The sequence below is a fragment of the Paenirhizobium selenitireducens ATCC BAA-1503 genome, assembly GCF_000518785.1.
GTDB lineage: Bacteria > Pseudomonadota > Alphaproteobacteria > Rhizobiales > Rhizobiaceae > Allorhizobium > Allorhizobium selenitireducens.
Genome location: NZ_KI912495.1, coordinates 428,099 through 451,881, shown reverse-complemented (window position 1 = coordinate 451,881; position 23,783 = coordinate 428,099). Strand labels below are relative to the sequence as shown.

21 protein-coding genes are annotated in these 23,783 nt (G+C 64.5%); 6 read left to right on the top strand and 15 right to left on the bottom strand.

The genetic code is table 11. From position 1 onward, the window contains the following. The first annotated feature begins 78 nt into the window (after positions 1-78). The 3 genes from zwf (at position 79) to edd (ending at position 4,197) form a co-directional block, all read left to right on the top strand. Positions 79-1,551: a glucose-6-phosphate dehydrogenase gene (gene zwf, locus L867_RS0123240; protein WP_028739055.1), complete on the top strand. Its 1,473-nt coding sequence runs from the start codon at positions 79-81 to the stop codon at positions 1,549-1,551. 10 nt (positions 1,552-1,561) lie between these two features. Beyond that, a complete protein-coding gene (pgl, locus tag L867_RS0123235; protein ID WP_028739054.1) occupies positions 1,562-2,260 on the top strand; it encodes a 6-phosphogluconolactonase in 699 nt (232 codons plus the stop codon). A gap of 119 nt (positions 2,261-2,379) precedes the next feature. Next, complete coding sequence (gene edd / locus L867_RS0123230; protein ID WP_028739053.1) at positions 2,380-4,197, top strand: phosphogluconate dehydratase; 1,818 nt, start codon at positions 2,380-2,382, stop codon at positions 4,195-4,197. Between the two features lie 48 nt (positions 4,198-4,245). Here the strand turns inward: edd and L867_RS26235 are convergent, their stop codons facing one another. Then, the gene (locus L867_RS26235; protein ID WP_051439191.1) at positions 4,246-5,466 is read right to left on the bottom strand and encodes an MFS transporter; all 1,221 of its coding nucleotides are present in this window, start codon (positions 5,464-5,466) and stop codon (positions 4,246-4,248) included. 82 nt (positions 5,467-5,548) lie between these two features. Here L867_RS26235 and L867_RS0123220 point away from each other — a divergent pair, with 82 nt between their 5' ends. Then, positions 5,549-6,535 (top strand): AraC family transcriptional regulator, encoded by a 987-nt coding sequence (locus tag L867_RS0123220; protein WP_028739052.1) that lies wholly within the window; start codon positions 5,549-5,551, stop codon positions 6,533-6,535. 545 nt (positions 6,536-7,080) lie between these two features. On the opposite strand, the gene L867_RS0123215 is transcribed toward L867_RS0123220, so the two are convergent. Continuing rightward, complete coding sequence (locus tag L867_RS0123215; protein WP_028739051.1) at positions 7,081-7,464, bottom strand: hypothetical protein; 384 nt, start codon at positions 7,462-7,464, stop codon at positions 7,081-7,083. 1,248 nt (positions 7,465-8,712) lie between these two features. Between L867_RS0123215 and L867_RS0123210 the strand changes: the two genes are divergently transcribed. Next, positions 8,713-9,087: a hypothetical protein gene (locus L867_RS0123210; RefSeq protein ID WP_146086608.1), complete on the top strand. Its 375-nt coding sequence runs from the start codon at positions 8,713-8,715 to the stop codon at positions 9,085-9,087. 68 nt (positions 9,088-9,155) lie between these two features. Here the strand turns inward: L867_RS0123210 and L867_RS0123205 are convergent, their stop codons facing one another. From L867_RS0123205 to L867_RS0123170, 8 genes are all read right to left on the bottom strand, one after another. Continuing rightward, the gene (locus tag L867_RS0123205) at positions 9,156-10,505 is read right to left on the bottom strand and encodes a DUF2778 domain-containing protein (RefSeq protein ID WP_028739049.1); all 1,350 of its coding nucleotides are present in this window, start codon (positions 10,503-10,505) and stop codon (positions 9,156-9,158) included. A gap of 205 nt (positions 10,506-10,710) precedes the next feature. Beyond that, a complete protein-coding gene (locus L867_RS0123200) occupies positions 10,711-11,415 on the bottom strand; it encodes an SDR family oxidoreductase (protein WP_028739048.1) in 705 nt (234 codons plus the stop codon). A gap of 168 nt (positions 11,416-11,583) precedes the next feature. Next, positions 11,584-11,940, bottom strand: coding sequence for a hypothetical protein (locus L867_RS0123195; RefSeq protein ID WP_037174367.1), 357 nt, complete (start codon positions 11,938-11,940; stop codon positions 11,584-11,586). 196 nt (positions 11,941-12,136) lie between these two features. Beyond that, entirely contained in the window at positions 12,137-13,225 is a 1,089-nt protein-coding gene (locus L867_RS0123190) for an ABC transporter ATP-binding protein (protein WP_028739046.1), read from the bottom strand. Positions 13,226-13,239: 14 nt separating this feature from the next. Continuing rightward, positions 13,240-14,895: a beta-galactosidase BglA gene (gene bglA / locus L867_RS0123185; RefSeq protein WP_028739045.1), complete on the bottom strand. Its 1,656-nt coding sequence runs from the start codon at positions 14,893-14,895 to the stop codon at positions 13,240-13,242. Positions 14,896-14,936: 41 nt separating this feature from the next. Next, entirely contained in the window at positions 14,937-16,085 is a 1,149-nt protein-coding gene (locus tag L867_RS0123180; RefSeq protein WP_028739044.1) for a carbohydrate ABC transporter permease, read from the bottom strand. A 1-nt stretch (position 16,086) separates the two neighbouring features. After that, entirely contained in the window at positions 16,087-17,097 is a 1,011-nt protein-coding gene (locus tag L867_RS0123175; RefSeq protein ID WP_028739043.1) for a carbohydrate ABC transporter permease, read from the bottom strand. 112 nt (positions 17,098-17,209) lie between these two features. Beyond that, positions 17,210-18,574, bottom strand: coding sequence for an ABC transporter substrate-binding protein (locus L867_RS0123170; RefSeq protein WP_028739042.1), 1,365 nt, complete (start codon positions 18,572-18,574; stop codon positions 17,210-17,212). Positions 18,575-18,879: 305 nt separating this feature from the next. Here L867_RS0123170 and L867_RS0123165 point away from each other — a divergent pair, with 305 nt between their 5' ends. After that, entirely contained in the window at positions 18,880-19,911 is a 1,032-nt protein-coding gene (locus L867_RS0123165; protein WP_028739041.1) for a LacI family DNA-binding transcriptional regulator, read from the top strand. 35 nt (positions 19,912-19,946) lie between these two features. Here L867_RS0123165 and folD read toward each other — a convergent pair whose 3' ends face one another. The 5 genes from folD to L867_RS0123140 form a co-directional block, all read right to left on the bottom strand. Further along, positions 19,947-20,846 carry a bifunctional methylenetetrahydrofolate dehydrogenase/methenyltetrahydrofolate cyclohydrolase FolD gene (gene folD, locus L867_RS0123160; RefSeq protein WP_028739040.1) on the bottom strand — a complete coding sequence of 300 codons (900 nt, stop codon included), beginning with the start codon at positions 20,844-20,846 and terminating at the stop codon, positions 19,947-19,949. A 170-nt stretch (positions 20,847-21,016) separates the two neighbouring features. After that, entirely contained in the window at positions 21,017-21,904 is an 888-nt protein-coding gene (locus tag L867_RS26230) for a WecB/TagA/CpsF family glycosyltransferase (RefSeq protein ID WP_084638700.1), read from the bottom strand. Between the two features lie 385 nt (positions 21,905-22,289). Next, positions 22,290-22,829 (bottom strand): flagellar basal body-associated FliL family protein, encoded by a 540-nt coding sequence (locus tag L867_RS0123150; RefSeq protein ID WP_028739039.1) that lies wholly within the window; start codon positions 22,827-22,829, stop codon positions 22,290-22,292. Continuing rightward, positions 22,829-23,194 carry a hypothetical protein gene (locus L867_RS0123145; RefSeq protein WP_028739038.1) on the bottom strand — a complete coding sequence of 122 codons (366 nt, stop codon included), beginning with the start codon at positions 23,192-23,194 and terminating at the stop codon, positions 22,829-22,831. Before L867_RS0123145 ends, L867_RS0123150 begins: the two co-directional genes overlap by 1 nt. 24 nt (positions 23,195-23,218) lie before the next feature. After that, on the bottom strand, positions 23,219-23,773 hold the full coding sequence (locus L867_RS0123140; protein WP_028739037.1) for a rod-binding protein: 555 nt from the start codon (positions 23,771-23,773) through the stop codon (positions 23,219-23,221). Positions 23,774-23,783 lie beyond the last annotated feature (10 nt).

The following is a 23,783-nucleotide window of genomic DNA, read 5'->3' as shown; positions in this document are numbered from 1 at the left end:
TTTCGCACCTGCCCACTGGCTTTTTTAAATCGATTAGATTACATGTGACTTCAGTGATTTCGATTGAGAGAAGCCTGTATGAGCAGCCAGATCATCCCCGTCGAGCCGTTTGACTATGTCGTCTTCGGCGGCACCGGCGATCTTGCGGAGCGCAAGCTCCTTCCCGCCCTTTACCATCGCCAGCTCGCCGGCCAGCTGACCGAACCGACCCGGATCATCGGTGCATCGCGCACGCCGATGACCGACGACGAGTATCGCCAGTTCGCCAAGAACGCGCTCAAAGAACATCTGAAGCCCGGCGAATGGGCAGAGGACGACGTGGCGAAGTTCTGCGCCCGCATCCACTATGTTTCGGTGGATGCCAAGTCGCCAGAGGGCTGGGACAAGCTGAAGGTCCTGCTCGACGAAGGCAAGGACCTGGTGCGCGCCTTCTACCTCGCCGTCTCGCCTTCGCTGTTCGGCGACATCGCCGACAAGATCCGCGACTTCAAGCTCATCACCAAGTCGACCCGCATTGTCGTCGAGAAGCCGATCGGCCGCGACCTCGCCTCGGCGCAGATCCTCAACGACACGATCGGCAAGGTGTTCAAGGAAGAACAGATCTTCCGCATCGACCATTATCTCGGCAAGGAGACGGTGCAGAACCTGATGGCGCTGCGTTTTGCCAACGCGCTCTACGAGCCCTTGTGGAACTCCGCCCATATCGACCACGTGCAGATCACGGTTGCCGAATCCGTCGGCCTCGAGGGCCGCGTCAGCTATTACGACAAGGCCGGCGCGCTCAGAGACATGGTGCAGAACCACATCCTGCAGCTCCTCTGCCTGGTGGCGATGGAAGCGCCCAATTCGATGGACGCGGAAAGCGTGCGCGACGAGAAGCTCAAGGTGCTGCGCTCGCTGAAGCCGATCACCCCGGCCAATGTCGAGAAGCTCACCGTGCGCGGCCAGTACAAGGCCGGCGCCTCTGCGGGCGGTCCCGTCAAGGGCTATACCGAAGAACTGGAAGGCGCCTCCGACACGGAGACCTTCGTCGCCATCAAGGCCGAGATCGCCAACTGGCGCTGGGCCGGCGTTCCCTTCTATCTGCGCACCGGCAAGCGGCTCGCCTCCCGCATGTCGGAGATCGTCGTCGCCTTCAAGCCGATCCCGCACTCGATCTTCGACGAGGCCGCCGGCCGGATCGAGGCCAACATGCTGGTCATCCGGCTGCAGCCCGACGAGGGCGTCAAGCAGTGGCTGATGATCAAGGACCCGGGTCCGGGCGGCATGCGGCTTCGCCACGTCTCGCTCGACATGAGCTTCGCCCAGGCCTTCGACGTGCGCAATGCCGATGCCTACGAGCGCCTGCTGATGGACGTCATCCGCTCCAACCAGACGCTGTTCATGCGTCGCGACGAAGTCGAGGCCGCATGGCGCTGGGTCGATCCGATCCTGAAGAGCTGGGAAGACAGTGGCCAGAAAACCCAAGGCTACACCGCCGGCACCTGGGGCCCGAGCCAGGCGATCGCGCTGATCGAGCGCGACGGCCGCACCTGGCACGAAGTCGACTAGGACGACAGCCATGGCACATAAGATGCATGCATTCGAAGACCGCGCGGCCCTGGCCGCGGCGCTGGCCGACCGCGTCTCGGCCGAACTTCAGGCGGCGATCACCTCGCGCGGTTCCGCTTCGCTGGCGGTGTCCGGCGGATCGACCCCGAAGCAGTTCTTCGAGGCCCTCTCCACCCGGCCGATCGCCTGGGACCGGGTCGTCGTCACGCTGGTCGACGAACGCTTCGTCGGGCCGGACAATACCCGCTCCAACCATCTGCTGGTGAGGACTCACCTGCTGCAGAACGCCGCCGCCAAGGCGGATTTCGTTCCGCTCTACCACCCGGTTGCGAGCGCCGAAGAGGCAGCAGAACTAACGACGGCGGAGATCGCCACCTTCGGCAAGCCCTTCGACGTGACCATCCTCGGCATGGGCAATGACGGCCACACCGCCTCGTTCTTCCCCGGCGGCAACCATCTGGCCGAGGCGCTGGACCGCAGCACCCCGCGCCGGGTGATGACGATGGAAGCCGAAGGGGCCGGTGAGCCCCGCCTCACCCTCTCCTTCTCCGCCCTCTGCGACTCGCGCCTGCTGGTTATCCACATCGAGGGCGCCGAGAAGAAGGCGGTTCTCGACAAGGCCCTGTCCGGCACCGACGAGGCCGAGATGCCGGTCCGCGCCGTGCTTGAACGGTCCAAGACCGCACCCGACATCTACTGGGCGCCCTGAGCCGCCCCGCCGCTGCCGCCCCGATCGCGGGACGGCTATCGACACGCCCGCGGGGAGCGGGCTTTCAGCGCGTCGATCGAGCCTGAGCCGTCGCGCGCGTTTTGAAGGAGTGACATCCGATGTCCGCAGACAGCCGTATCGAAGCCATCACCCGCCGCATCGTCGAGCGTTCCAGGCCGACGCGCGAAGTCTATCTCGATCGCGTGCGCGGACAGATCTCCAAGGGCGTGCACCGCTCGACCCTGTCCTGCGGCAACCTCGCCCATGGCTTTGCCGCCTGTTCCGTCGGGGACAAGGCGACGCTGTCCGGCGACGTCGTCCCCAATCTCGGCATCATCACCTCCTACAACGACATGCTCTCGGCCCACCAGCCGTTCGAGACCTATCCGGCGCTGATCCGCGCGGCCGCGGCCGAAGCTGGCGGCGTAGCGCAGGTGGCGGGCGGGGTTCCCGCCATGTGCGACGGCGTGACCCAGGGCCAGCCGGGCATGGAGCTGTCGCTGTTCTCGCGCGACGTGATCGCCATGTCGGCCGCCATCGGCCTGTCGCACAACATGTTCGACGCGGCCGTCTTCCTTGGCGTGTGCGACAAGATCGTGCCCGGCCTCGTCATCGCCGCGCTCACCTTCGGCCACCTGCCGTCGGTCTTCATTCCCGCCGGTCCGATGACCACCGGGCTGCCGAACGACGAGAAGTCGCGCATCCGCCAGCTCTATGCCGAGGGCAAGGTCGGCCGCGCCGAACTGCTCGAAGCCGAGTCCAAGTCCTATCACGGCCCCGGCACCTGCACCTTCTACGGCACCGCCAATTCCAACCAGATGCTGATGGAGATCATGGGCTTCCATATGCCCGGCGCCTCCTTCATCAACCCGAACACGCCGCTGCGCGACGCGCTGACCAAGGAAGCGACGAAGCGGGCGCTCGCCATCACCGCCCAGGGCAATGAATTCACCCCCGCCGGCGAGATGATCGACGAACGTTCGATCGTCAACGGCGTGGTCGGCCTGCATGCCACCGGCGGCTCGACCAATCACACGCTGCACCTGATCGCCATGGCGCGCGCCGCCGGCATCCAGCTCAGCTGGCAGGACATTTCCGACCTCTCCGACATCGTGCCGCTGATCGCCCGCGTCTATCCGAACGGGCTTGCCGACGTGAACCATTTCCACGCCGCGGGCGGCATGGGTTTCCTCATCAAGCAGTTGCTGAAGGTCGGCTTCCTGCATGACGACGTGCGCACCGTCTACGGCCAGGGTCTTGCCGCCTACACGATCGACCCCAGGCTCGGTCCCGACGGCAACGTGATCCGCCAGCCATCGCCGGAGGAGAGCGCCGATCCCAAGGTGCTCGCCCGCATCGAGGCGCCGTTCCAGTCCAACGGCGGGCTGAAGATGCTGACCGGCAATCTCGGCAAGTCGGTGATCAAGATCTCCGCCGTCAAGCCGGAACGCCACGTCGTCGAGGCCCCGGCCATCGTCTTTGACGACCAGCAGGCGCTGCAGGACGCCTTCAAGGCCGGCAAGCTCGACCGCGATTTCGTTGCCGTCGTGCGCTTCCAGGGCCCGAAGTCGAACGGCATGCCGGAGCTTCACCGCCTGACCCCGCCGCTCGGCGTGTTGCAGGACCGCGGCTTCAAGGTGGCGCTCGTCACCGATGGCCGCATGTCCGGCGCGTCCGGCAAGATCCCCGCGGCGATCCACCTGACGCCCGAAGCCGTCGACGGCGGCGCCATTGCCCGCATCCAGGACGGCGACATGATCCGCCTCGACGCCATTGCCGGCACGCTGGAAGTGCTGGTCGACGCCGCCGAATTCGCCGCCCGCCCGGCGATCGTCGCCGATCTCTCGGCCAACGAATTCGGCATGGGCCGCGAACTCTTCGCGCCGCTGCGCCGCATTGCCGGCCCGGCCGACCAGGGCGCGAGCGTACTTTACTGATCAAACCGACGATGTTGGGCGGCGGAAGAGATCCCGCCGCCCATCAATTCACAGAGTAGCCGAGACCGCCACCGCGGCCGGCGCACGCAGCCTCACGCCCAGCATGATGCTCAATACGGCGAGCGCCAGCACGGTGCCGCTCGCGGCAATCGTTGCGGTTCCGCCGGTAAAGTCGAAGACCACGCCGCCGAGACCCGCGCCGAGCGCGATGGCGATATTGATCGAGGCGACGAAGAGCCCCCCGGCGCTCTCGGTCTCATCCGGCACGGTGTGGGCGATCCAGCTCGACCAGGCGACCGGCACGCCGCCGAAGAACAGGCCCCAGAGAACCACAGCCACCACATCGGCGACGGGATTGGCGCCCTCCAGGACCATGGCGGCGGCGACCGAGCCCATGGCGAGCGGCGCCAGCACCAGCGTCAGCCACAGCTTCTTCTGCACCAGGCGTCCGGCCAGCAGCGTCCCGAGAAAGTTCGCCGCCCCGAAGCCGAGCAGGATCATCGAAATCGATTCGATGGAAAAGCCGCTGCCGCTCTCGAGATAGGCGCGCAGATAGGTGAAGAAGACGAAGTGCCCGCCGAAGACCAGCAGCACCGCCAGCATGCCGGGACCGATGCCCGGACGCACCAGCACGTCGAGCAGGGTCCGCAGCCGCGTCGCGCCCGTCGGCTTCATGGAGGGAAGGCTCAGCCATTGCGCCGCCAGGGCGAGCAGACCCAGCGCCGCGGCGAGCAGGAAGACGTCGCGCCAGCCGAGGAGATCGCCGAGATAGCTTCCCACGGGCGCCGCGAGCACGGTTGCGACCGAGACGCCGCTCATCAGGATGGCGAGCGCCTTCGGCACCAGCACTGCGGGCACCAGCCGCATGGTGACGGCGGTGGACAGGGCCCAGAAACCGCCGAGCGCCACGCCGAGAAGCACGCGGCCGAAGAGCAGGAGCGGAAGGCCCGGCGCAAAGGCGACCAGCAGGTTGGAGGCGACCAGCAGCGCGGAAAAGAACATCAGAAGGTTGCGCCGGTCGGTGCCGCGCGCAGCCGCGGTAATCAGCAGACTGGTGGCGAAGCCGAACAGCGCGGTGGTCGTCACCGCCTGGCCGGCCGCGCCTTCGCTGATGGACAGATCGGAGGCGATGGGCGTCAGCAGGCTGGCCGGCAGGAATTCGGCGGTCACCAGGCTGAAGACGCCGATCGTCATGGAGGCGACGGCCGCCCAGGCCGGGGTCCCTGCCCCGCCGGTGGCGGGATCGTGGTTCTTGGTGGAGGGTGTCATCGTCATGTCCTTTCGATGGGAGGAATGGCACGGCGAGAAGCTAGGCTGGACTCGTCGGACTTTCTATGTCAGAAAATCCGTCATGCTTGATCGACCGTCCGACACTTCACTCCCAACCGGCTCCTTCGGTCCCGACCTCGTCAGCGAGCTGCTGCTCGGCATGCGGCTCGTGGGGGTCGACTACCGCCGCGTCGAGCTTTCGCCGCCCTTCGCCTATGCTTTCGGCGAGGGCGACAGCCGGGCGAAATTTCTGTTCCTCGCGCGCGGAACGATCACGCTTCGCGCGCCGAGCGGCGAACTGCATCAGATGAAGGCCGGCGATGCCGCGCTCCTGCCGCGCGGCGGCCGCCATCTGATCGGCTCGTCGGCCGAGGCGCCTCAGCTCTGCGCCGATCTCGCCACGCTGCCCAGGGAGCCGCTCTGCACCCAGGTGAGCGGGATCATGGATTGCGACGAAAAGGTGTGCCGCGAGGAAGAGCGCGTGCTGATCTTTTCCGCCTGCATGGATTTCGACCTCGGCAGCATGCATCCGCTGGTCGCGCTGATGCCCGAGGTCATGCGGGTCGATACCATCCTGACGCGCTATCCGGAAATCCTGCCGATGCTGGAGGCGATGGCCCGCGAGGTCAATCAGGGTCGCGCCGGCTATGCCGGCATCCTGGCGCGCCTTGCCGACGTCGTTGCCGCCTCGATCGTCCGGGCATGGGTGGAATGCGGCTGCGGCGATGCGACCGGCTGGATCGCCGCCCTGCGCGATCCGCGCCTCGGGCGCGTGCTCGTCGCCCTCCACCGCGATCCCGGTCGGGACTGGACGCTCGCCGAACTGGCCAAGCTGATGGGCGCCTCGCGTTCGGTCTTCGCCGAACGCTTTCTCGCGGTCACGGGCGTGCCGCCGCTGCGCTATCTGACGGAGATGCGCATGCGGCTGGCGGCCCAATGGATTTCCAAGGAAGGCATGCCGATCGACACCGCCGCCCACCGGCTCGGCTACAGCTCCCACGCCGCCTTCAGCCGCGCCTTCAAACGCGTCACCGGTCATCCGCCAAGCCAGGCGCCGCGCGCCGCCTGAGGCAGCAACGGTCGTGTATCGGGCCACGAACCCTCAGGCCAAGATTCCCGGTGCCGGGCAGGCCCCGATGGCCCCCCCTAGCACCCGGCCACAAGCTGTTCCCTTGGGTGCGCGCGGCAGGGACAAACCAACCTGCAGAGCTGGTGGCTCGCCCCCCTCTGCCCTGCCGGGCATCTCCCCCTCAAGGGGGGAGATCGGCCCGTGGCACCGTCCCAACTGACTTCATCGGCTGCAAACCCAGCCCGGCTTCTCCCCCAGTGCCCAACAGCTGCGGTCAGGCCGGCAACGCGGCCAACGGCCCATCTCCCCCCTTGAGGGGGAGATGTCGGCGTAGCCGACAGAGGGGGGTGGCGGCAAGGCGCGGCCGGCAAGAGGTGGATGGCCGGCAAGAAGGGGGCGGCCGACCGACAGAGCGGGGTGGCCGCAAGAGGTCGCGGCGGGCAAGACGGGGCAAGGCGGCCCGGCAAGAGGGGGGCGGCCCGGCAATCCTACCCGCCCTCCATCCGCCCAAGGCCCCATCACCCCAAGCGACGCCGAACCCGGCCCTACAGCAGCGTCACGTCGATATAGTCGTCATAGACATCGATGCAGACGTCCGGCGTGCCGTTGACGATGGCGTTGCGGGTGCTGCGGTCCATGCTGCCGTTCTTCAGCATCTGCTCAAGGCGGGCGCGATTGCTCTTCGAACTGAAGGTCGAGTCGTTCTCGTCACTGTCGTCGCGGATGCCGAAAGCATGGAAATTGGCCCGGTCCTGGCGGATGATGGCGGCGGCGTCCTTCAGCGGGTAGCCGTCGGAGGCGAAATGATCGCTTTCGCTGAGCGTGGCGCAATAGCTTTCGACCGGATCGCCGGCGGTCTGGGCGCTCGCAGTCGAGACCGACAGCAGAAGGGATACGGAAACGATAGCGGCGATGACGGGGTCTTTCATGCGGTCCTCCTGAATGGTCGGCCATCTAGAGCACGTCGCCCCACCGCCCGTCGACGGGGGGCCGAAAATAGTCCGGCGACCCCTGCCCTTCGGCCGGGGCCGGCACCGTCTGGATCGGCGGCTCTTGTCTTGCTCCCATGGTGAAGGCATTCCCATCCGCCCTCGCCCTTCGAGGGTCGCTTGCGCTCCCACCTCAGGGTGAGGGCTTCCGCTATGCCCCCCTCATGCTGAGGTGCTTCGCCAAAGGCGAAGCCTCGAAGCATCCGGCCATACCCCCCTCTGCCCTGCCGGGCATCTCCCCCTCAAGGGGGGAGATCGGCGCGCGGCACCGTCCTGTCCACTGCCAACCATCAAAAGCCCGGCCACCAACCACCCGAATGCCCGGCCACCGCACATATTCTCCAGCGCCCACCCATCGCCGGTCAGCCCACCAACCCTCCGTCAGGCCGGCAATGCGGCCGGCGGGCGATCTCCCCCCTTGAGGGGGAGATGTCGGCGTAGCCGACAGAGGGGGGTGGCCGCGTGCGACCGCACATATCCTCCGGCGCCCACCAATCGTCGGTCAGCCCACCCATGCCGGTCAGCCCCCCAACCCTCCGTCAGGCCGGCAATCCGGCCGGCGGGCGATCTCCCCCCTTGTGGGGGAGATGTCGGCGTAGCCGACAGAGGGGGGTGACCGCGTGCGACCACAGCAAATCCGGGGAAGATCCAGCCCGTTTCGCCTGCAAATTCAAACCTGCACTGCCGATTTCATCCCCGCCCCCCGCGCCATGCCCGATACTGCCCCCCGTCCCGCCATCGGTTACACCGGTTTGCGTTGCCGGCGAGGCGGGACCGGTGCCCGGGGGGCGCGGTCGAGACGCGGACCGCTTTCCCGGGGCCGGGCATGAAGGGTCTCCCTCTCGCCTGAAACAGGGCGGGGCGTGCCTGTGGGGCACACATGATTGGACCGGCGACTGACGGGGGTCTCCCCCGGCTTTCGTGGCGCGGCGGGGATAAAAATAACAAGCACCCGCGAGCGCAACCCTGGAAAAGGTGCCGTCATCCGCGCAGAGAGACCGCGTTTGCCCGGCAAAAGACACCGAACGGGACACGATCGGGTGTCATGTAATTTAACTTAGTCGCGGCACGCGATCGTGTCCCGGCCGACTACCCCTCTCCAAAAGGGAGGGCACAGGAATGAAGCCAAACCACGGGGTGGAAACGCCCGCGTGAAGGATGACGCCTGCGCGCCGAAAGGAGACGATGGTGGAGAATGACGGAATCGACATCAATGCCTATGAGAAGCGGCGCATGGATTGGCACGAGCGCAAATGGCGGCTTGCGGCCGAAAAGACGATGGGCTTCATTTTCTGCCCGATCCGCAAGTGCCGCCGGGATCTCGGCTGCTCCGGACCCATGGTGCCGAGCGAGCGCCAACGCCGCGCCGTGGAGGCCCAGAAGGCCGTCGGGCTCTCGGGCAAGGCCGTTGCCTGCCTTCCCCTCTGCGTCGCCAATGCCGATGATGATACCCATCAACGATGCCAGCAGGTCCTGGAGGCGATCGCCCGCGCGCTCGAGGCAAGACCGCAGCCGAGATTGCCGCGCTATGACCGGCGCAACAGGGGCCGGGCATGGGGTTGAACGTCATGGGGTTGAACACTGTCAGGGGGCGAATGCAAAAACGGCCCCTTTCGGGGCCGTTTGGAGCGTCACATCATCGCGACGTATTTCGGCAGTTCCGCCATGCGCGGCACGACGATCAGCGTCTTCACATTGCCGCGTTTGAAGGCGTTGAGGAACTTGTTGTAGTCCTGGAACACCACGCAGCCGGAGCTGTCGCCGCGTTTGCGCAGCAGGTAGGTGTGGGTCAGGAAGCCGTCGCGCCCGTACATCTTGCTGTCGCCGACCGGCGTCATGCGGATCGCCTCGATACCGTGGAAACGGCTTTCGCGCATGCGCAGATTGTAGACGTTCGGCGGGGTCGGGCCGCGGTTCTTGACATGGACGAACTTGGGATTGTCGCGCATGTGGGCGCGGCCGGAATGGGCCTCAAGCTTTTCGCCGTTCGGCATATGCACGATGCCGGCGGAGATGTCGTAAACGGCGACGCCGCGGCCCGGCAGCTTGGGCTTGCGGCCGAAGAACGAAGGCTTCTCCTCGTCGCTGTCGCTGGCCAGCGGGTTTTCCGGCCTGGCATAGGCCAGCATGTTGGACGGCAGCGCCTTTGCCTTGGCTTTTGCCTTGTCGTTGGCGCGGCTGTCCGGCTGTTCGATGTTCGCCGGGGCCTTGGGGCGGGCCGACGGCAGGGGCACGTCATCCGGCACGGCGCTGTGGTCTTCTCCCGCCGGCTCCGACAGGAGCTCGACGAAGGGTTCCTCGCGCGGGTCCGGGCCGAGTTGCACGACGTCCTTGGCCGGCAGGGGCGCGGCATAGGCAAGGGCCGCAGGACCGGAGGAGAGACCGGCGTCGCCGGCCGAGAGCTTTGCGGCAGGTGCCAGGGCTGCAGGGTCGATCGAAGCGGTCTGGATTGCCGCACCGGTTCCGACGATATGATTCTTGTCTTCCGGTCCAAGCCCGGCAATCGCCTTGGCATTGCGCTCGGCGACCGCGTCGGCCAGCGCCAGGCGCAGCATGTCGCGCGCCTTCGGATCGCTCGAGGCGCGCTCGCGCCGCTCCAGCATGCGGTCGGACTTTTCGACGCTTGCCAGCGCCATGGAGGCGGGCAGCATCAGCAGACCGATCTCCTCGGTGGCGGCAACGGCTTCGGCGATGCGAAGCCGCGTCACCTCCGCTTGCCGCAGGGGCGTGTTTCGGTCGGTCCGCTTCAACGCCTTGCCGACGTCGGCCGGTCGCTCGATCAGCGCCAGCGACGGTGCTTCAAGCGTCGGTTCGGATCTCAGGGAATGGATCGTCGCGATCCCCGCCGTCACCCAGAGGATGGCAGCCAGACCGACGCCAATGGCGACGGGGCTCTTCGAGGCCTTGCGGCCTTTCCCGGTTCGGGATTGGGGACCAGCGGACGGTTTGTCCTTGGTGACTGTCTCGGTCGAGAACGCCATACTATCACTCGCTACCAGAGGCCTTGCGGCCGGGCGGGTTTCATCGCCGCGGCCCTACGCATCCGGTCAGCAAGGAGGCTTCACTCTGGACCTCCGCAAATCCGGATGTCCTAAACAATGAAGAATCTTGGTAACCAAGAGGTTTACGCCGCGTTGATTCTTTTATCGCTGACAGAAATGGCAAGAAAAAGGCAAAAACTGACAACTAAACGGCGCGCGTAAGGCCACCATCGACGCGGATGTTCTGGCCGGTAATGTAACCGGCGCCATCGGAGGCAAGGAAAGCGACCGTCGCGGCAATCTCTTCGCTCTTGCCGTAACGCTGCATGGGCACGCTTTCGCGGCGTTCCTCGGTGCCCGGCAGACTGTCGATCCAGCCGGGCAGAACATTGTTCATCCGGACATTGTCGGCCGCATAGGTGTCGGCGAAGATCTTGGTGAAGGCGGCAAGGCCGGCCCGGGCCACGGCCGAGGTCGGGAACATGGCGCTCGGCTCGAAGGCCCAGGCGGTCGAAATATTGATGATAACCCCGGATTTGCGGGCCTGCATGAGCGGCGTGACGAGCCGCGTCGGGCGGATGACGTTCAGCAGATAGGTGTCGAAGCCCTTGTGCCAGTCCTCGTCGGTGATCTCGAGGATCTGCGCGCGCGGACCGTGGCCGGCGCTGTTGACCAGCACGTCGATGCGGCCGAAGCGCTCCATCGTCCCGTCGACCAGCCGCTTCAGGTCATCGTTCGACTGGTTCGAACCGGTCATGCCGAAGCCGCCGAGTTCCGCTGCCAGCGCTTCGCCCTTGCCGGAAGACGACAGGATGGCGACCTTGAAACCGTCTGCGGCGAGACGTTTTGCCGCAGCGGCTCCCATGCCGCTTCCACCGGCGGTGATGATGGCAACTCTCTGTTCCGACATAGCGCTCTCCCTTGGTCTTTCGAGGACCGCGACAATTTCGCTGTTCGAAGCCAAAGTCGAGTCAGAAAATCGAAAGGCCGGTGAAGCGCGAGCGTCACCGGCCTTGGATGCCATCACAGAGTGTGGGTCGTATGGGTCGTATGGGTCGTATGGGTCGCCGGACCCCGCTTACCAGGAACGGACGTCCAGCACGCGGTCGCGATGGGCCGGATGCGTCGAGAAGACGAAGATCCGGTCCAGTTCCTTCTTCGTCAGCAGACGCAGGAAACGGACCTCGGCGGTATTGTTGGCAAAGGTCTTCATCAGCAGGCAGCCAACCTTGGTGATGCGTGCATCGGGAAGATCGAGATAGAATTGCTGCGGCAGATTGTACTGGGTCAGCAGACCAATGATCGCGCCGCTCATCGAGATCCTGATCAGATCGCACCGGCGAGCCGCCATGTGCATGACGCCCTTCTCGGTATATTCGATGCGCGCCGCATTCATCGTATCCTCCATGGGAAACCGCGCTTCGCGGTCGTACATGAAGGATTCTTCCCGTTTCAGATAATGGTTGCCACCCACCGCCTGTCTCATTGATGTCCCAGCCCCTGTTTTCCAGTTGTTATGCGCAGAGACTAGCAGCAGGGAATTTAACAGATGGTATTTACCGGGGGTGGCAAGCCCCCCATCTTGGGGTCCTGCTTGCCAGCAAGGCAAATAGGACCTTAATTCCCACTGGTCATTTCCTGTAGGTGTGACCGGTCGCATCGAACAGATGCAGCTTGGTTCGATCGGCGGAGAAGCGCAGCTTTTCGCCTTTCTTCACATCGACGATGCCGGGAAGCTTGACGACGATCGGCTCGTCCTCGACGGGTCCCTCGACATAGAGCAGCGTCACTTCGCCGAGCGCCTCGACGATGGTGACCGTGCCCTCGAACAGGAAGTCGTCGCCGGTGGCGATCGACAGGTCCTCGGGGCGCACGCCGAAGCTTGCCGCCTTGCCGACATCGCCGGCCGGCGTCTCGATGTCGACGCGCACGGTCGTTCCGTCCTTGAGCGTCAGCGTGGTCGGATTTCCGGCCGCAGCAATGGTGGTCGGCATGATGTTCATCGCCGGCGAGCCGATGAAGCGGGCGACGAAGAGATTGGCCGGGCGCTCGTAGAGTTCGAGCGGCGGGCCGACCTGCTCGATCTTGCCGGCCGAAAGCACGACGATGCGGTCGGCGAGCGTCATGGCCTCGACCTGGTCGTGGGTGACATAGATCATCGTCGTGTCGGGCATGCTCTCGTTGAGCTTGGCGATCTCGATGCGGGTTGCCACGCGCAGCGCCGCGTCGAGGTTGGAAAGCGGCTCGTCGAACAGGAAGACCTTGGGGTCGCGGCAGATGGCGCGGCCGATCGCCACGCGCTGCCGCTGTCCGCCGGACAGCGCCTTGGGCAGACGGTCGAGATAGGGCGTGAGCTGCAGGATGTCGGCGGCGTTCCTGACGCGCCGGTCGATCTCGTCCTTGCTCTCGCCGGCAATGCGCATGCCGAACGCCATGTTGTCGTAGACCGTCATATGCGGATAGAGCGCATAGGACTGGAACACCATGGCGATGCCGCGCTTCGAGGGCGGCACGTTGTTGACCACCTGGCCGTCGATGATCATCTCGCCCGAGGTGATGTCCTCGAGCCCGGCGATCATGCGCAGCAGCGTGGACTTGCCGCAGCCGGACGGACCGACGAAGACGATGAACTCGCCCACCTCGATCGTCAGGTCGATGCCGTGCAGGACCTTCACCTGCCCGTAGGTCTTGCGGATATCCTTGAGAACCAGGCCCGTCATCTCATTCCTCCCAATCAGGCGTGGCGCGCGAAATGAGCGCCCCAGGCCGGCAGTTCCACCCCGTCGTTCTTTGTCTCACTCGCAAAGCCATGGCCTTCGAGCGTATTCCACTGGCCATCCGGCAGGACGGCATGCGCCGGTTCGGCGCTCATGTTGAACAGGCACAGCAGCGTCTCGTTGCCGAGCGTGCGGGTATAGGACAGCACATTGCCCTCAACCGGATGGAAGACGATGCCGCCCTTGGCGAAGGCCGGATGCTGTCGGCGGAAGGCGAGGAAACGGCGATAGTGCTCGAGCACGCTCGTCTCGTCGCCCTGCTGCGTGTCGACCGCCTTCAGCACATGCTCGACCGGGATCGGCAGCCATGTCTTCTGTGCCGTCGAAAAGCCGGCTTGGGCCGTCTTGCTGTCCCAGACCATCGGCGTGCGGCAGCCGTCGCGGCCCTTGAATTCGGGCCAGAACTGGATGCCATAGGGGTCCTGCAGATCCTCGAAGGCGATGTCGGCTTCGGTCAGCCCCAGTTCCTCGCCCTGATAGATGCAGACCGAGCCGCGCTGGGTCATGAGGACGGCGCTCAGCATCTTGGCGAAGGCATCACGGTCGACGACATCGGCGCCCCAGCGGCTGACATGGCGCACCACGTCGTGGTTGGAAAAGGCCCAGCAGGCCCAGCCCTCGGGCGCAGCTTCGGCAAAGGCCTTCTGCACCTCGGCGACGCGGGCGGGCGTCAGCGGATCGGGCGCGAGGAATTCAAAGGCGTAGCACATCTGCATCTTGTCGTTGCCGGAGGTGTATTCCCCGACAATTTCGAGACCGCGCTGGCTGTCACCCACCTCGCCGACCGCGGCAATCGCCGGGAACTCGTCGAGCAAAGCGCGGAAGCGCCTGAGGAAGGCCAGGTTTTCCGGGCGGTTCTTGTCGTAGATGTGTTCCTGGAAATTGTAGGGATTGACCGCCGGCGCGGTCGAGGCATTGCGGCGCTCCGGCGCCAGCGCCGGGTTGTCGCGCAGTTCCTTGTCGTGGAAATAGAAGTTGATGGTGTCGAGGCGGAAGCCGTCGACGCCGCGCTGCAGCCAGAAACGCGTGGCATCGAGCACGGCATCCTGGACCTGCGGATTGTGCATGTTGAGGTCGGGCTGCGAGGTCAGGAAGTTGTGCATGTAATACTGCATGCGGGTCGGGTCCCAATGCCATGCGGACCCGCCGAAGATCGACAGCCAGTTGTTCGGCGGCGTGCCGTCCGGCTTCGGATCGGACCAGACATACCAGTCGGACCGTTCATTGATGCGGCTCGACCGGCTCTCGACGAACCAGGGATGCTGGTCCGAGGTGTGGGAGATCACCAGGTCGATCATCACCCGGATACCGAGGCGATGCGCTTCGGCGATCATGCCGTCGAAATCGGCTATGCTGCCGAACATCGGGTCGACGTCGACATAGTTCGACACGTCGTAACCGAAATCCTTCATCGGCGAGGTGAAGAACGGCGAGATCCAGATGGCGTCGGCGCCAAGCGCCGCGATATGCGGCAGGCGGGCGGTGATGCCCTTGAGGTCACCGATGCCGTCGCCGTTGGAGTCCTGATAGGAGCGCGGGTAGATCTGGTAGATCACCGCACCACGCCACCAGTCCTTGTCGGCGGAGAGGATCGATTGGGTCGTTGCAGTCATGGTCAGTCCTTGTCGATGCGATCAGTAAAATACGTGCCGTCTCAACCGCCCTTGACCGAACCCGCGAGCAGGCCGCGGACGAGGTAGCGTTGCAGGGTGAAGAAGACGAGAAGCGGAACGATGATGGTGATGAAGGCGGAGGCGGTGAGGATTTCCCACTTGCCGCCGCGCGAGCCGAGCAGGTTGACCAGGCGTCCGGTCAGCACGAGTTCGTTGTCGCCGGTGCCGAGGAAGACCATGGCCACCAGCAGGTCGTTCCAGGTCCACAGGAACTGGAAGATGGCGAAGGAGGCGAGCGCCGGATAGGACAGCGGCAGCACGATCTTCATGAAGATGGTGAAGTCGGAGGCGCCGTCGACGCGGGCCGATTCCATGATCTCGCGCGGCAGGCCGGCGATGTAGTTGCGCAGGAGATAGATCGCGAGCGGCAGGCCGAAGCCCATATGGGCGAGCCAGATGCCGAGATAGGTCTTCGACGGCACGCCGAAGAAAGCGCCGACGCTATTGTACATGCGCAGAAGCGGGATCAGCGACATCTGCAGCGGCACGACCAGCAGGCCGACGATGACCGCAAGGATGATCGCCCGGCCGGGGAACTTCATCCAGGCGAGCGCGTAAGCCGCAAAGGCGGCGACCAGGATCGGGATGATGGTCGAGGGTACGGCGACCGTCAGCGAATTGAGGAAGGATTTGCCGATGCCCTCGGCGGTCAGCACGGTGCGGTAGTTTTCCAGCGTGAAGCGCGGCGGGATGCCGGCGGTGTAGAAGATGCGCTGGCCGCGGCTGCCTTCGAAGGCCTTCGGCGACGAGATGCGGAAATCACCGTTCTCAGCGACGCTGAGCTTTTCGCCGTCCTTGAGTTCAGCGGTGGCGCCGGCTTCATAGGCCGCCGGATCCTGGCTGGACGATCCGAAGGCCATGACGACGCCCTTGCCGCCTTCGAAGACATTGCCGGAAATGACGTAGGTGCCGTTTTCCTCGACCTGCTTGTCGGCGCCGGGGGCGCGGTACATGGCGTTCTGCGTCGAAGTGGACAGGCCCGTCCACCAACCGGAGGCGACGATCTGGTTCTTGTCGCGCAGCGCCGAGATGAACAGGCCGGCGGTCGGCAGCGTCCACAGAACGACGAGGAAGAGGACGGAGAGATGAACCGCCCAGGTGAGCGGAGAGCGGATACTGCCCTTGTGCATGTCAGCGTCCTTCCATTTCCCGGCGGGCGTTGCGGATGTTCCAGATCATGATCGGCACGACCATGATCATGATGACCACGGCGATCGAGGCGCCGCGCCCGAAATCGCCGCCGCCGCGGAACATCCAGTCGAACATCAGGTTGGCCAGCACCTGCGTCTGCCACTGGCCGTTGGTCATGGCGAGCACGATGTCGAACACCTTGAGGACGAGAATGGTGATGGTGGTCCAGACCACCGCGATCGTGCCCCAGATCTGCGGCACCTTGATCTTCATGAAGATCTGCCAGGGATTGGCACCGTCGATGACGGCGGCCTCGATGGTCTCTTCCGGAATGCCGCGCAGAGCCGCGGACAAAAGCACCATGGCAAAGCCGGTCTGGATCCAGATGAGGATGACCATGAGGAAGAAATTGTTCCAGAACGGCAGGGTGATCCAGATCTGCGGCTCGCCGCCCAGCGCCACGACGATGGCGTTGAGGATGCCGATCTGCTCCGCGCCGATGTCGCGGTAGTCATAGACGAACTTCCAGATGACCGAGGCGCCGACGAAGGAGATCGCCATCGGCATGAAGATCAGCGACTTGGCGATATTGCCCCACCAGATGCGGTCGGTGAGCGCCGCGATGATCAGCCCGAACAGGGTGGAAGCGGCCGGCACGACGATCAGCCACAGCATGTTGTTGTAGATCGACTGGCGGAACTCGCCGTCGAAGAACATCCAGCGGTAGTTGGCAAGGCCGACGAACGTGGTGCCGTTCCGGTCGTAGAGCGAATAGGCGACCGAGGAGAAGAAGGGATAGACGAGGTAGATCGTCAGCGACACCAGTGCCGGCCCGAGAAACAGCCACGGGCGGATGCTGTTGGCGCGATGGATGTTGCGCGAGGCCTGAGCCGCATCGGCGATACGCGACGGGAATATCCAGTCGAGCAGGATGTTCGAGCCGTAGAAATAGCCGACCGCTCCGGCGACGCCGATCACGATGGTCACTAGGGCATAGAGCAGTTGTTCCAATGTTCCCTCCCCCGGGCCGATGGACACGGCCTCTTTCAGCGGCGGACGCTCCCGCGCCTGTCTGCCCTTCGCCGGGCGATCGAGCCCGGCGAAGGCATTGTCTTGCGCTCGCTTACTTGAGCGAGTCCCAGACCTTCTGGACGCCGGCTGCGACGTCGGCGGACGACTTGCCGCCGGTGTAGTCCACCATGCCGGTCCAGAAGGCGCCGGCGCCGATCTTGCCGGGCATCAGGTCGGAACCGTCGAAGCGGAAGGTGGTGGCGTTGAGCAGGATCTCGCCCTGCTTGGCCATCGGCGCATTCGCATAGGCTTCCTTGTTGGCGCCCTTGTAAGGCGTGAGGAAGCTCGACTGCGCCATCCACAACTCATGGGCGATCGGGGTCTTCAGGAAGTCGAAGAAGACGCGGGCCGCCGGGGTGTCCTTGGTGAGGATGGCCAGCGTGCCGGCGCCGAGCACCGGATTGCCGAGATCCTTCTTGGACTCGTAGGGCGGCATGTAGAAGAAGTCCGCATCCTCACCGACCACGGTGCCTTCGGGGAAGAAGGACGGGATGAACGAAGCCTGGTGATGCAGATAGCACTTCGGCGGCGAAGCGAAGAGGCCCTTCGGGCTGTCGCGGAAGTCGGTCGAGGAAACCGCGGCGACGCCGCCGTCGACGAACTTGTCGTTCTTGGCGAACCAGCCGAATTCGTCGATCGCGCCGAGAACGGCCGGATCGTCGAACTTGATCTCGTTCGATACCCACTTGTCATAGACGTCGGCGGCTTGAGTGCGCAGCATCAGGTCTTCCACCCAGTCGGTGGCCGGCCAGCCGGTCGCACCGCCCGAACCGAGGCCGATGCACCAGGGCGTGCCGCCGTCGGCGGCGATCTTCTCGGTGAGCGCCTTCAGCTCTTCCATGGTCTTCGGCACTTCGTAGCCGGCGTCCTCGAAGTTTTCGGGCACGTACCAGACCAGTGACTTCACGTCGATCTTGTAGGGGAAACCGTAGACGGCCGGCGTGCCGTCCTTGCCCTTGTAGGTCGCGAGATCGACCCAGGACTGGCCGGCGGAATAGTTTTCCAGCAGCCAGTTCTTCACGTCGTCGCCGAGCGGCACGAGATGACCCTTGGAGGCGAGGTCGGCGATCAGGCCCGGCTGCGGCAGGATGGCAATGTCCGGCGGGCTGCCGGCCTGCGTGTCGATGACGATCTGCTGTTCGTAGTTCTCGGAGGAAGAATATTTGACGTCGATACCGGTCGCATCTTCGAAGTAGGCAAGGATGCTTTCGAACAGCGCCTGGTCTTCGCCGCGCCACGGCCCGAAAATGGTGACCGACTGGCCGCTCATGCCGCCATGGGCCTTCTTGAATTCCTCAAGGCTCGCCCAGTTGAACTTGGCATCCTCGCCCGGCTTGAACTTAAATTCGGCGGCGCCGGCGGCGGATCCGGCAAGAAGCGCCACTGCGGCGACCGTCATCAGGAACATATTTTTCATGTGATTTACCTCCCATCACATCTGGACGGGCAAACCCCGTCTCGTACATTGAAAGTCAGTCTTTCAAAGCGCTTTGGCAATACAAGTCTTCACATCGACTGGGAAAGGGAGTCAAGCATAATTCCGGATCTGCCGCAAATGCTTGCAACAATGCGGCGAAGAAAACGGCATGTGCAATTCATTCGACCAATTTCCTGTTTGTATGCGCCTGCGCTCTGCTGCTAGACAACAGGTCCAAGCGCTTTGAACGCCATCGAAGGCGGCATTCGTGCCGGGTGACCGGAGCGGCAGGGGAGGAATGCGCGGTGAACCTAAAGCAACTGGCGCAATTGTTGGGCCTGTCCCAGACGACGATCAGCCGGGCGATCAACGGCTATCCGGAGGTGAGCGAAGAGACGCGCCAGCGCGTGCTGAAGGCTGCCAAGGAAACCGGCTACCGGCCGAACCGCGCGGCACAGCGCCTGGCGACCGGCAAGGCCGGCTCCATCGGCCTCGTCATGCCGATCGAGCCGAACGACAGTTCCGACCTGCACTTCGCCGAATTCCAGCGCGGGCTTGCCGAGGAATCCCTCCGGCACGATTTTCATCTGGTGATCATGCCGGCCCAGCCGCATGACGAGGAGCAGGCCATCCGCTGGCTGGTGGCGAGCGGCAGCGTCGACGGCTACTATCTTGCCTACATGCGGGCGAACGACCCGCGGATCGCCATGGCGAAGACCCTGCCGGTGCCGTTCATCGTCCATGGCCGGTCGCATGGCCTGGCGGACGATTATCCGTTCCTCGACGTCGACAACGAAGGTGCGTTTCGCGATGCGGCGCGGCTGTTGCTGCAACTGGGCCACCGGCGGTTTGCCCTGCTCAACGGTCCCGGCGAGTTCGACTTCGCCATCCGCCGCAGGATCGGCACCGTGGAGGCACTGAAGGAAAAGGGGATTACGCTCGATCCCGCGGCGATGCGCCATACGGCGATGACCGACGAAGCCGGATTTCGCGGCATGTCGGAACTGCTGGAGAGGCCGGAGCGGCCGACGGCGGTGCTCTGCGCCTCGACGGTTTTGGCGCTCGGCGCGGTCCGGGCGATCAACAGGGCGGGATTGAAGCTCGGCGAGGACATATCGCTGATCGCCCATGACGACGTGTTGCCGCTGCTCAAGCCCGAGAACTTCACCATTCCGCTGACGACCACCCGGTCGTCGCTGCGCGCCGCCGGCATCCGCATCGCCCAGCGGCTGATTGCCGCGATCAAGCAGACGGATCCGCAGCCGCCGGCGCACGAGCTGTGGACCACAGACCTGGTGATCCGCGCCTCGACGGGGCCGGCGCCGAACCAGGCGTAGGCTCCCCTTCCCTCACGCGGGCTGATCAGGGTGCTTCAGAATTTCGGCGCGGGCTTGCCCTCGGCGCGATAGGCGGCGATCACCGTATTGGCCATTAGCATGGCGATGGTCATGGGGCCGACGCCGCCGGGGACCGGGCTGATGGCGCCGGCAACCGGAGCGCATTCGGCAAAGGCGACGTCGCCGACGAGGCGGGTCTTGCCCTCACCCTTGTCCGGGGCCGGCACGCGATTGATGCCGACATCGATGACGGTCGCGCCGGGCTTGACCCAATCGGCCTTGACCATTTCGGCGCGGCCGACAGCCGCCACGAGAATGTCGGCATTGCGGGCGAGCGCCGGGAGATCGCGGCTTCTCGAATGGCCGATCGTCACGGTGGCGTTGGCGGCCAGCAGGAGCTGCGCCATCGGCTTGCCGAACAGGTTGGAGCGGCCGATCACCAACGCATTGAGGCCGGAGAGATCGCGGCCGCGGATCTGGCGCACCAGGATCATGGCGCCCGCCGGGGTGCAGGAGACGAGGCCGGTTTCGGCGTCGCCGGTGGCGAGCTTGCCGGCATTGACCACATGCAGGCCGTCGACGTCCTTGTCGGGCCGGATCGACTGGATGACCGCTTCGGAATCGAGGTGCTTCGGCAGGGGCAGCTGGACGAGCACGCCGTCGATCTCGGGATCGGCGTTGAGTTCGGCGACCAGCGCCATCAGCGTTTCCTGGCTGGTCTCCTCGGGCAGCGTGTGCTGCACCGACTTGAAGCCGCACTGCTTGGCCATCCGGCTCTTGGAACTGACATAGGCGTGGCTGGCCGGATCATTGCCGACGATCACCACCGCCAGGCCGGGTCTGCGACCCGCATCGCGCTCCAGTGCTGCTGCTGCCGTTGTTACCGCTTCGACCACCGAAGCGGCCGTCTGCTTGCCATCAATCACCGTTGTCACGATCGCATCCCTCGCTCGCGTTTTCCGGCAACATAGCCGCCGCACCGGGCCGGCAATTGCCTCTCTCCGCCGTATGGTGTCAAAAGCGCGGGATTTGCAAGGAGAAAGAGCGCCCTTGACGACCTCCCTTGGTCGAGGACCAGGGGGCATCGGGTTTGAAGCGCGGTTCCTCAGGAATAGCGGCGGCTGGTCGGTTCCTGGCGCGTTCCGGCACGGCGGCTGCGCGGCTCGATACGATTGTCGGTTCGTCGACGGCCTTGAGAACGCGGATCTTCGCCTGCCGCGTGGCGGGGCAGACCGAAGAGCTTGAAACGCGCCACATGGCCGAGGAACACCGGAATGCCGACGATGTAGCGATACCAGAGCCGCTTCGGCTCCAGCCACAGCCGATAGACCCATTCGCAGCGGATATGACGCATCCACAGCGGCGCACGCGGGACTTCGCCCGAGACGAAGTCGAACAGCGCTCCGACGCCGATCACGAGACGGGCGTGCTCCGGACGAATGTTGCGGTCGATCCAGATCTCCTGCAGCGGCGTGCCGAGCGCGACCAGCAGAATATCGATCCGCGCGGCCTTGAGGTCGTCCAGCACGCCGGCACAGTTGTTCTTGTCGAAGAAGCCGTCGGAAATCTCGATGAATTCGTGCCACGGCGCATGCCTGCGGAAATTCACCGCGGCTCTTGCCAGGACCTCCGGTCGCCCGCCGATCAGGCCGATCCGCCGGGGCGTGTCCATATAGCTCAGCATGGCCGGAATGAAATCCGTGCCGTTGAGATTGGCGACGAAACGCTCGCCGTTGAGCAGGCGCGACGCAAGGTCGACGCCGATACCGTCAGGCAGGAGCACGGTGCGGGAGAGCGCCTTGCGATAGTCCGGGTCGGACATCATCAGATTGGCGTTGTTGGCGTTGAGGAACGCCATATGGGTCGGGCCGAGCGGCAGGGAGGCCAGCTCGTTGACATAGGAAAGCGCGCCTTCCCAGGTGAGGTCGTAGACCGGAATGCCAAAGAGAGGCATACGCGGCTCCGGTAGCGGGAGGTTCGGTGCGGGGTTCATGAGCGCCTCCGAAAACGGCCCGTCTTCAGGCTGTCACGCTCAGCTGGGCACCGGCCATGCTCGTGCTGGCCGGCAACGCCTGCCAGCAGAGCCCCGCGAAACGCCGGGAGAGAGAGAAACGAGACTAGGAACCGCATGACACCACGCAATACAAGGATTGATAGAGGCCTTGTAGCAGCAGGAGATCAAATCCGGATTAAGTAAAATGCTCGATTTGTCGCGGGCAAATTTACTATCTGCTAACCATGATGGCGTCGAGCGCTACCCGCCACACACCATCTCGCCGAAAGCCGGTGTTCGCGCGATGTGCCACAGACGAAAAGGCGGCGGATCGACGCCGCCGCCTTGCTCTTCTCTGGTCTGAATGATCCGGTAGCGGACGCGGTCAGTGCCCCGACTTCGCCGGTTCCTCGACCTTGTCGCCCTCGATCACCTTGACCGGCTTGGCCGGAGGCTTGGCTGTGCCCTCGCTGGTCGCCCGCACATCGTCCTTGGACATGTAGTCGAGCTGTTCGACGAGCACCTCCTCGACGAAGCCTTCGCCGAGATGGGCATTGATGTCGGTCTTGATCTTCTCGCGGAAGGCGGCGACGTCAAACGAAGCCATGTTCGAAATGTCGACCATCTTGTTGCCGATGAGCAGGGTGAACAGCTCGTCGGTCATCAGTTCGGTCAACGGCAGCTCGACGCCCTTGATCTTTTCCTTGTCCATCATGAAAGAGATGCGACCGAGGAAATAGCCCCGCACGCTGCCGTCGGCGATCATCGGAATGGTGATCGACTCGCCGCGCACGAGTTCGAGCTTCGCCTTCTTGGCGTCCTCTTCGCTGACTTCGGCGGGAGCCGTCGCCATATGCACGGAAAAATAGACCGCCCCGAGCGTGACGAGGCAGACCCACAATCCGGCGGCCAGGATCTTGACCATCAGACCTCGCTGTACTGGAACTGTTCCTGGGAATAGGTGCCGTCACCATCGGCTTCGCGAACGGCATTCTTCAGGAGATCGGCAACGGCACGCACCGCGTTCATATGCGCCTCGACACGGCGGGCATTGATCGCGAGCTTCTTCTTCAGGGCGTGCATCTGCTCGACATAGCCGACCGCCAGTTCGCGCGGGTCGGTGTCGCGGAACAGCATGGTCAGTTCGTAGAGGCAACGGCTCTTGTGGGCGTTGGAGACCTTCAGGTCGAATTCCGGGTCCTTGCCGATGCGGTGGTTCTCGTTGTCGATGATCATCTCCAGGCGGCCGAGCACCGTCTTGATCCGATAATCGCTATTGATGATTTCCATGGTTATTGCCCCGGATGAGTGTTGTTATGCGGTCGTTGCGTCATTGGCGGAGACGCCGAGCGTGCGGCGTTCCAGGTCGGTCACCATGTTGAACGCGACGCGCCGATCCGTTTCGTCGGTCGCGGCATTGGCGACATTGCCGCCGCGATGACGCGCGAGCTCTTCGGAATACATCTGGTCGGCGATGCCGACGCCGCCGCTTTCGGAGATGACCCCGCCGATCTGCTCGGCCATCATGCTCTTCCAGATCTCTCCGGCATTGCCCTTGCCGTAGACCGATTCACTGTCGTCCGGCATCATCGACTTGACGAAGTTCTGCAGAACGACTGCCTCGAATTCGCGGTAAACCTTGGGGGTTTCATCCACGGCGGTCTTCTTCACATTGCCGAGACCGGCATCGAAGGCGGCGCTGTTCAGCACCTCGACCGCGGCGCCGAAACCGGCGCCCTTCTCGGCCAGGCTCGTGGCGGCAAGGGCCGCACGATTGGTCTTCAGTTTTTCCTGGGCTGCCGCCAGTACCATCGGATCCGCAGCGCGGACGACGTCCAGCACGAGATCGCTCGGAGGTGATATTGCCACGTTTCTGGTC

Excerpts from the sequence above, each read along its gene's own strand:
- L867_RS0123195 (WP_037174367.1), bottom strand. The coding sequence starts at position 11,940 with ATGTACGACCGCGAAGCGCGGTTTCCCATGGAGGATACGATGAATGCG.
- L867_RS26230 (WP_084638700.1), bottom strand. The coding sequence starts at position 21,904 with ATGAACCCCGCACCGAACCTCCCGCTACCGGAGCCGCGTATGCCTCTC.
- L867_RS0123145 (WP_028739038.1), bottom strand. The coding sequence starts at position 23,194 with ATGGAAATCATCAATAGCGATTATCGGATCAAGACGGTGCTCGGCCGC.
- bglA (WP_028739045.1), bottom strand. The coding sequence starts at position 14,895 with ATGACTGCAACGACCCAATCGATCCTCTCCGCCGACAAGGACTGGTGG.
- L867_RS0123215 (WP_028739051.1), bottom strand. The coding sequence starts at position 7,464 with ATGAAAGACCCCGTCATCGCCGCTATCGTTTCCGTATCCCTTCTGCTG.
- L867_RS0123150 (WP_028739039.1), bottom strand. The coding sequence starts at position 22,829 with ATGGTCAAGATCCTGGCCGCCGGATTGTGGGTCTGCCTCGTCACGCTC.
- L867_RS0123170 (WP_028739042.1), bottom strand. The coding sequence starts at position 18,574 with ATGAAAAATATGTTCCTGATGACGGTCGCCGCAGTGGCGCTTCTTGCC.
- L867_RS0123180 (WP_028739044.1), bottom strand. The coding sequence starts at position 16,085 with ATGCACAAGGGCAGTATCCGCTCTCCGCTCACCTGGGCGGTTCATCTC.
- L867_RS0123190 (WP_028739046.1), bottom strand. The coding sequence starts at position 13,225 with ATGACGGGCCTGGTTCTCAAGGATATCCGCAAGACCTACGGGCAGGTG.
- pgl (WP_028739054.1), top strand. The coding sequence starts at position 1,562 with ATGGCACATAAGATGCATGCATTCGAAGACCGCGCGGCCCTGGCCGCG.
- L867_RS0123220 (WP_028739052.1), top strand. The coding sequence starts at position 5,549 with ATGCTTGATCGACCGTCCGACACTTCACTCCCAACCGGCTCCTTCGGT.
- L867_RS0123200 (WP_028739048.1), bottom strand. The coding sequence starts at position 11,415 with ATGTCGGAACAGAGAGTTGCCATCATCACCGCCGGTGGAAGCGGCATG.
- edd (WP_028739053.1), top strand. The coding sequence starts at position 2,380 with ATGTCCGCAGACAGCCGTATCGAAGCCATCACCCGCCGCATCGTCGAG.
- zwf (WP_028739055.1), top strand. The coding sequence starts at position 79 with ATGAGCAGCCAGATCATCCCCGTCGAGCCGTTTGACTATGTCGTCTTC.
- L867_RS0123205 (WP_028739049.1), bottom strand. The coding sequence starts at position 10,505 with ATGGCGTTCTCGACCGAGACAGTCACCAAGGACAAACCGTCCGCTGGT.
- L867_RS26235 (WP_051439191.1), bottom strand. The coding sequence starts at position 5,466 with ATGACACCCTCCACCAAGAACCACGATCCCGCCACCGGCGGGGCAGGG.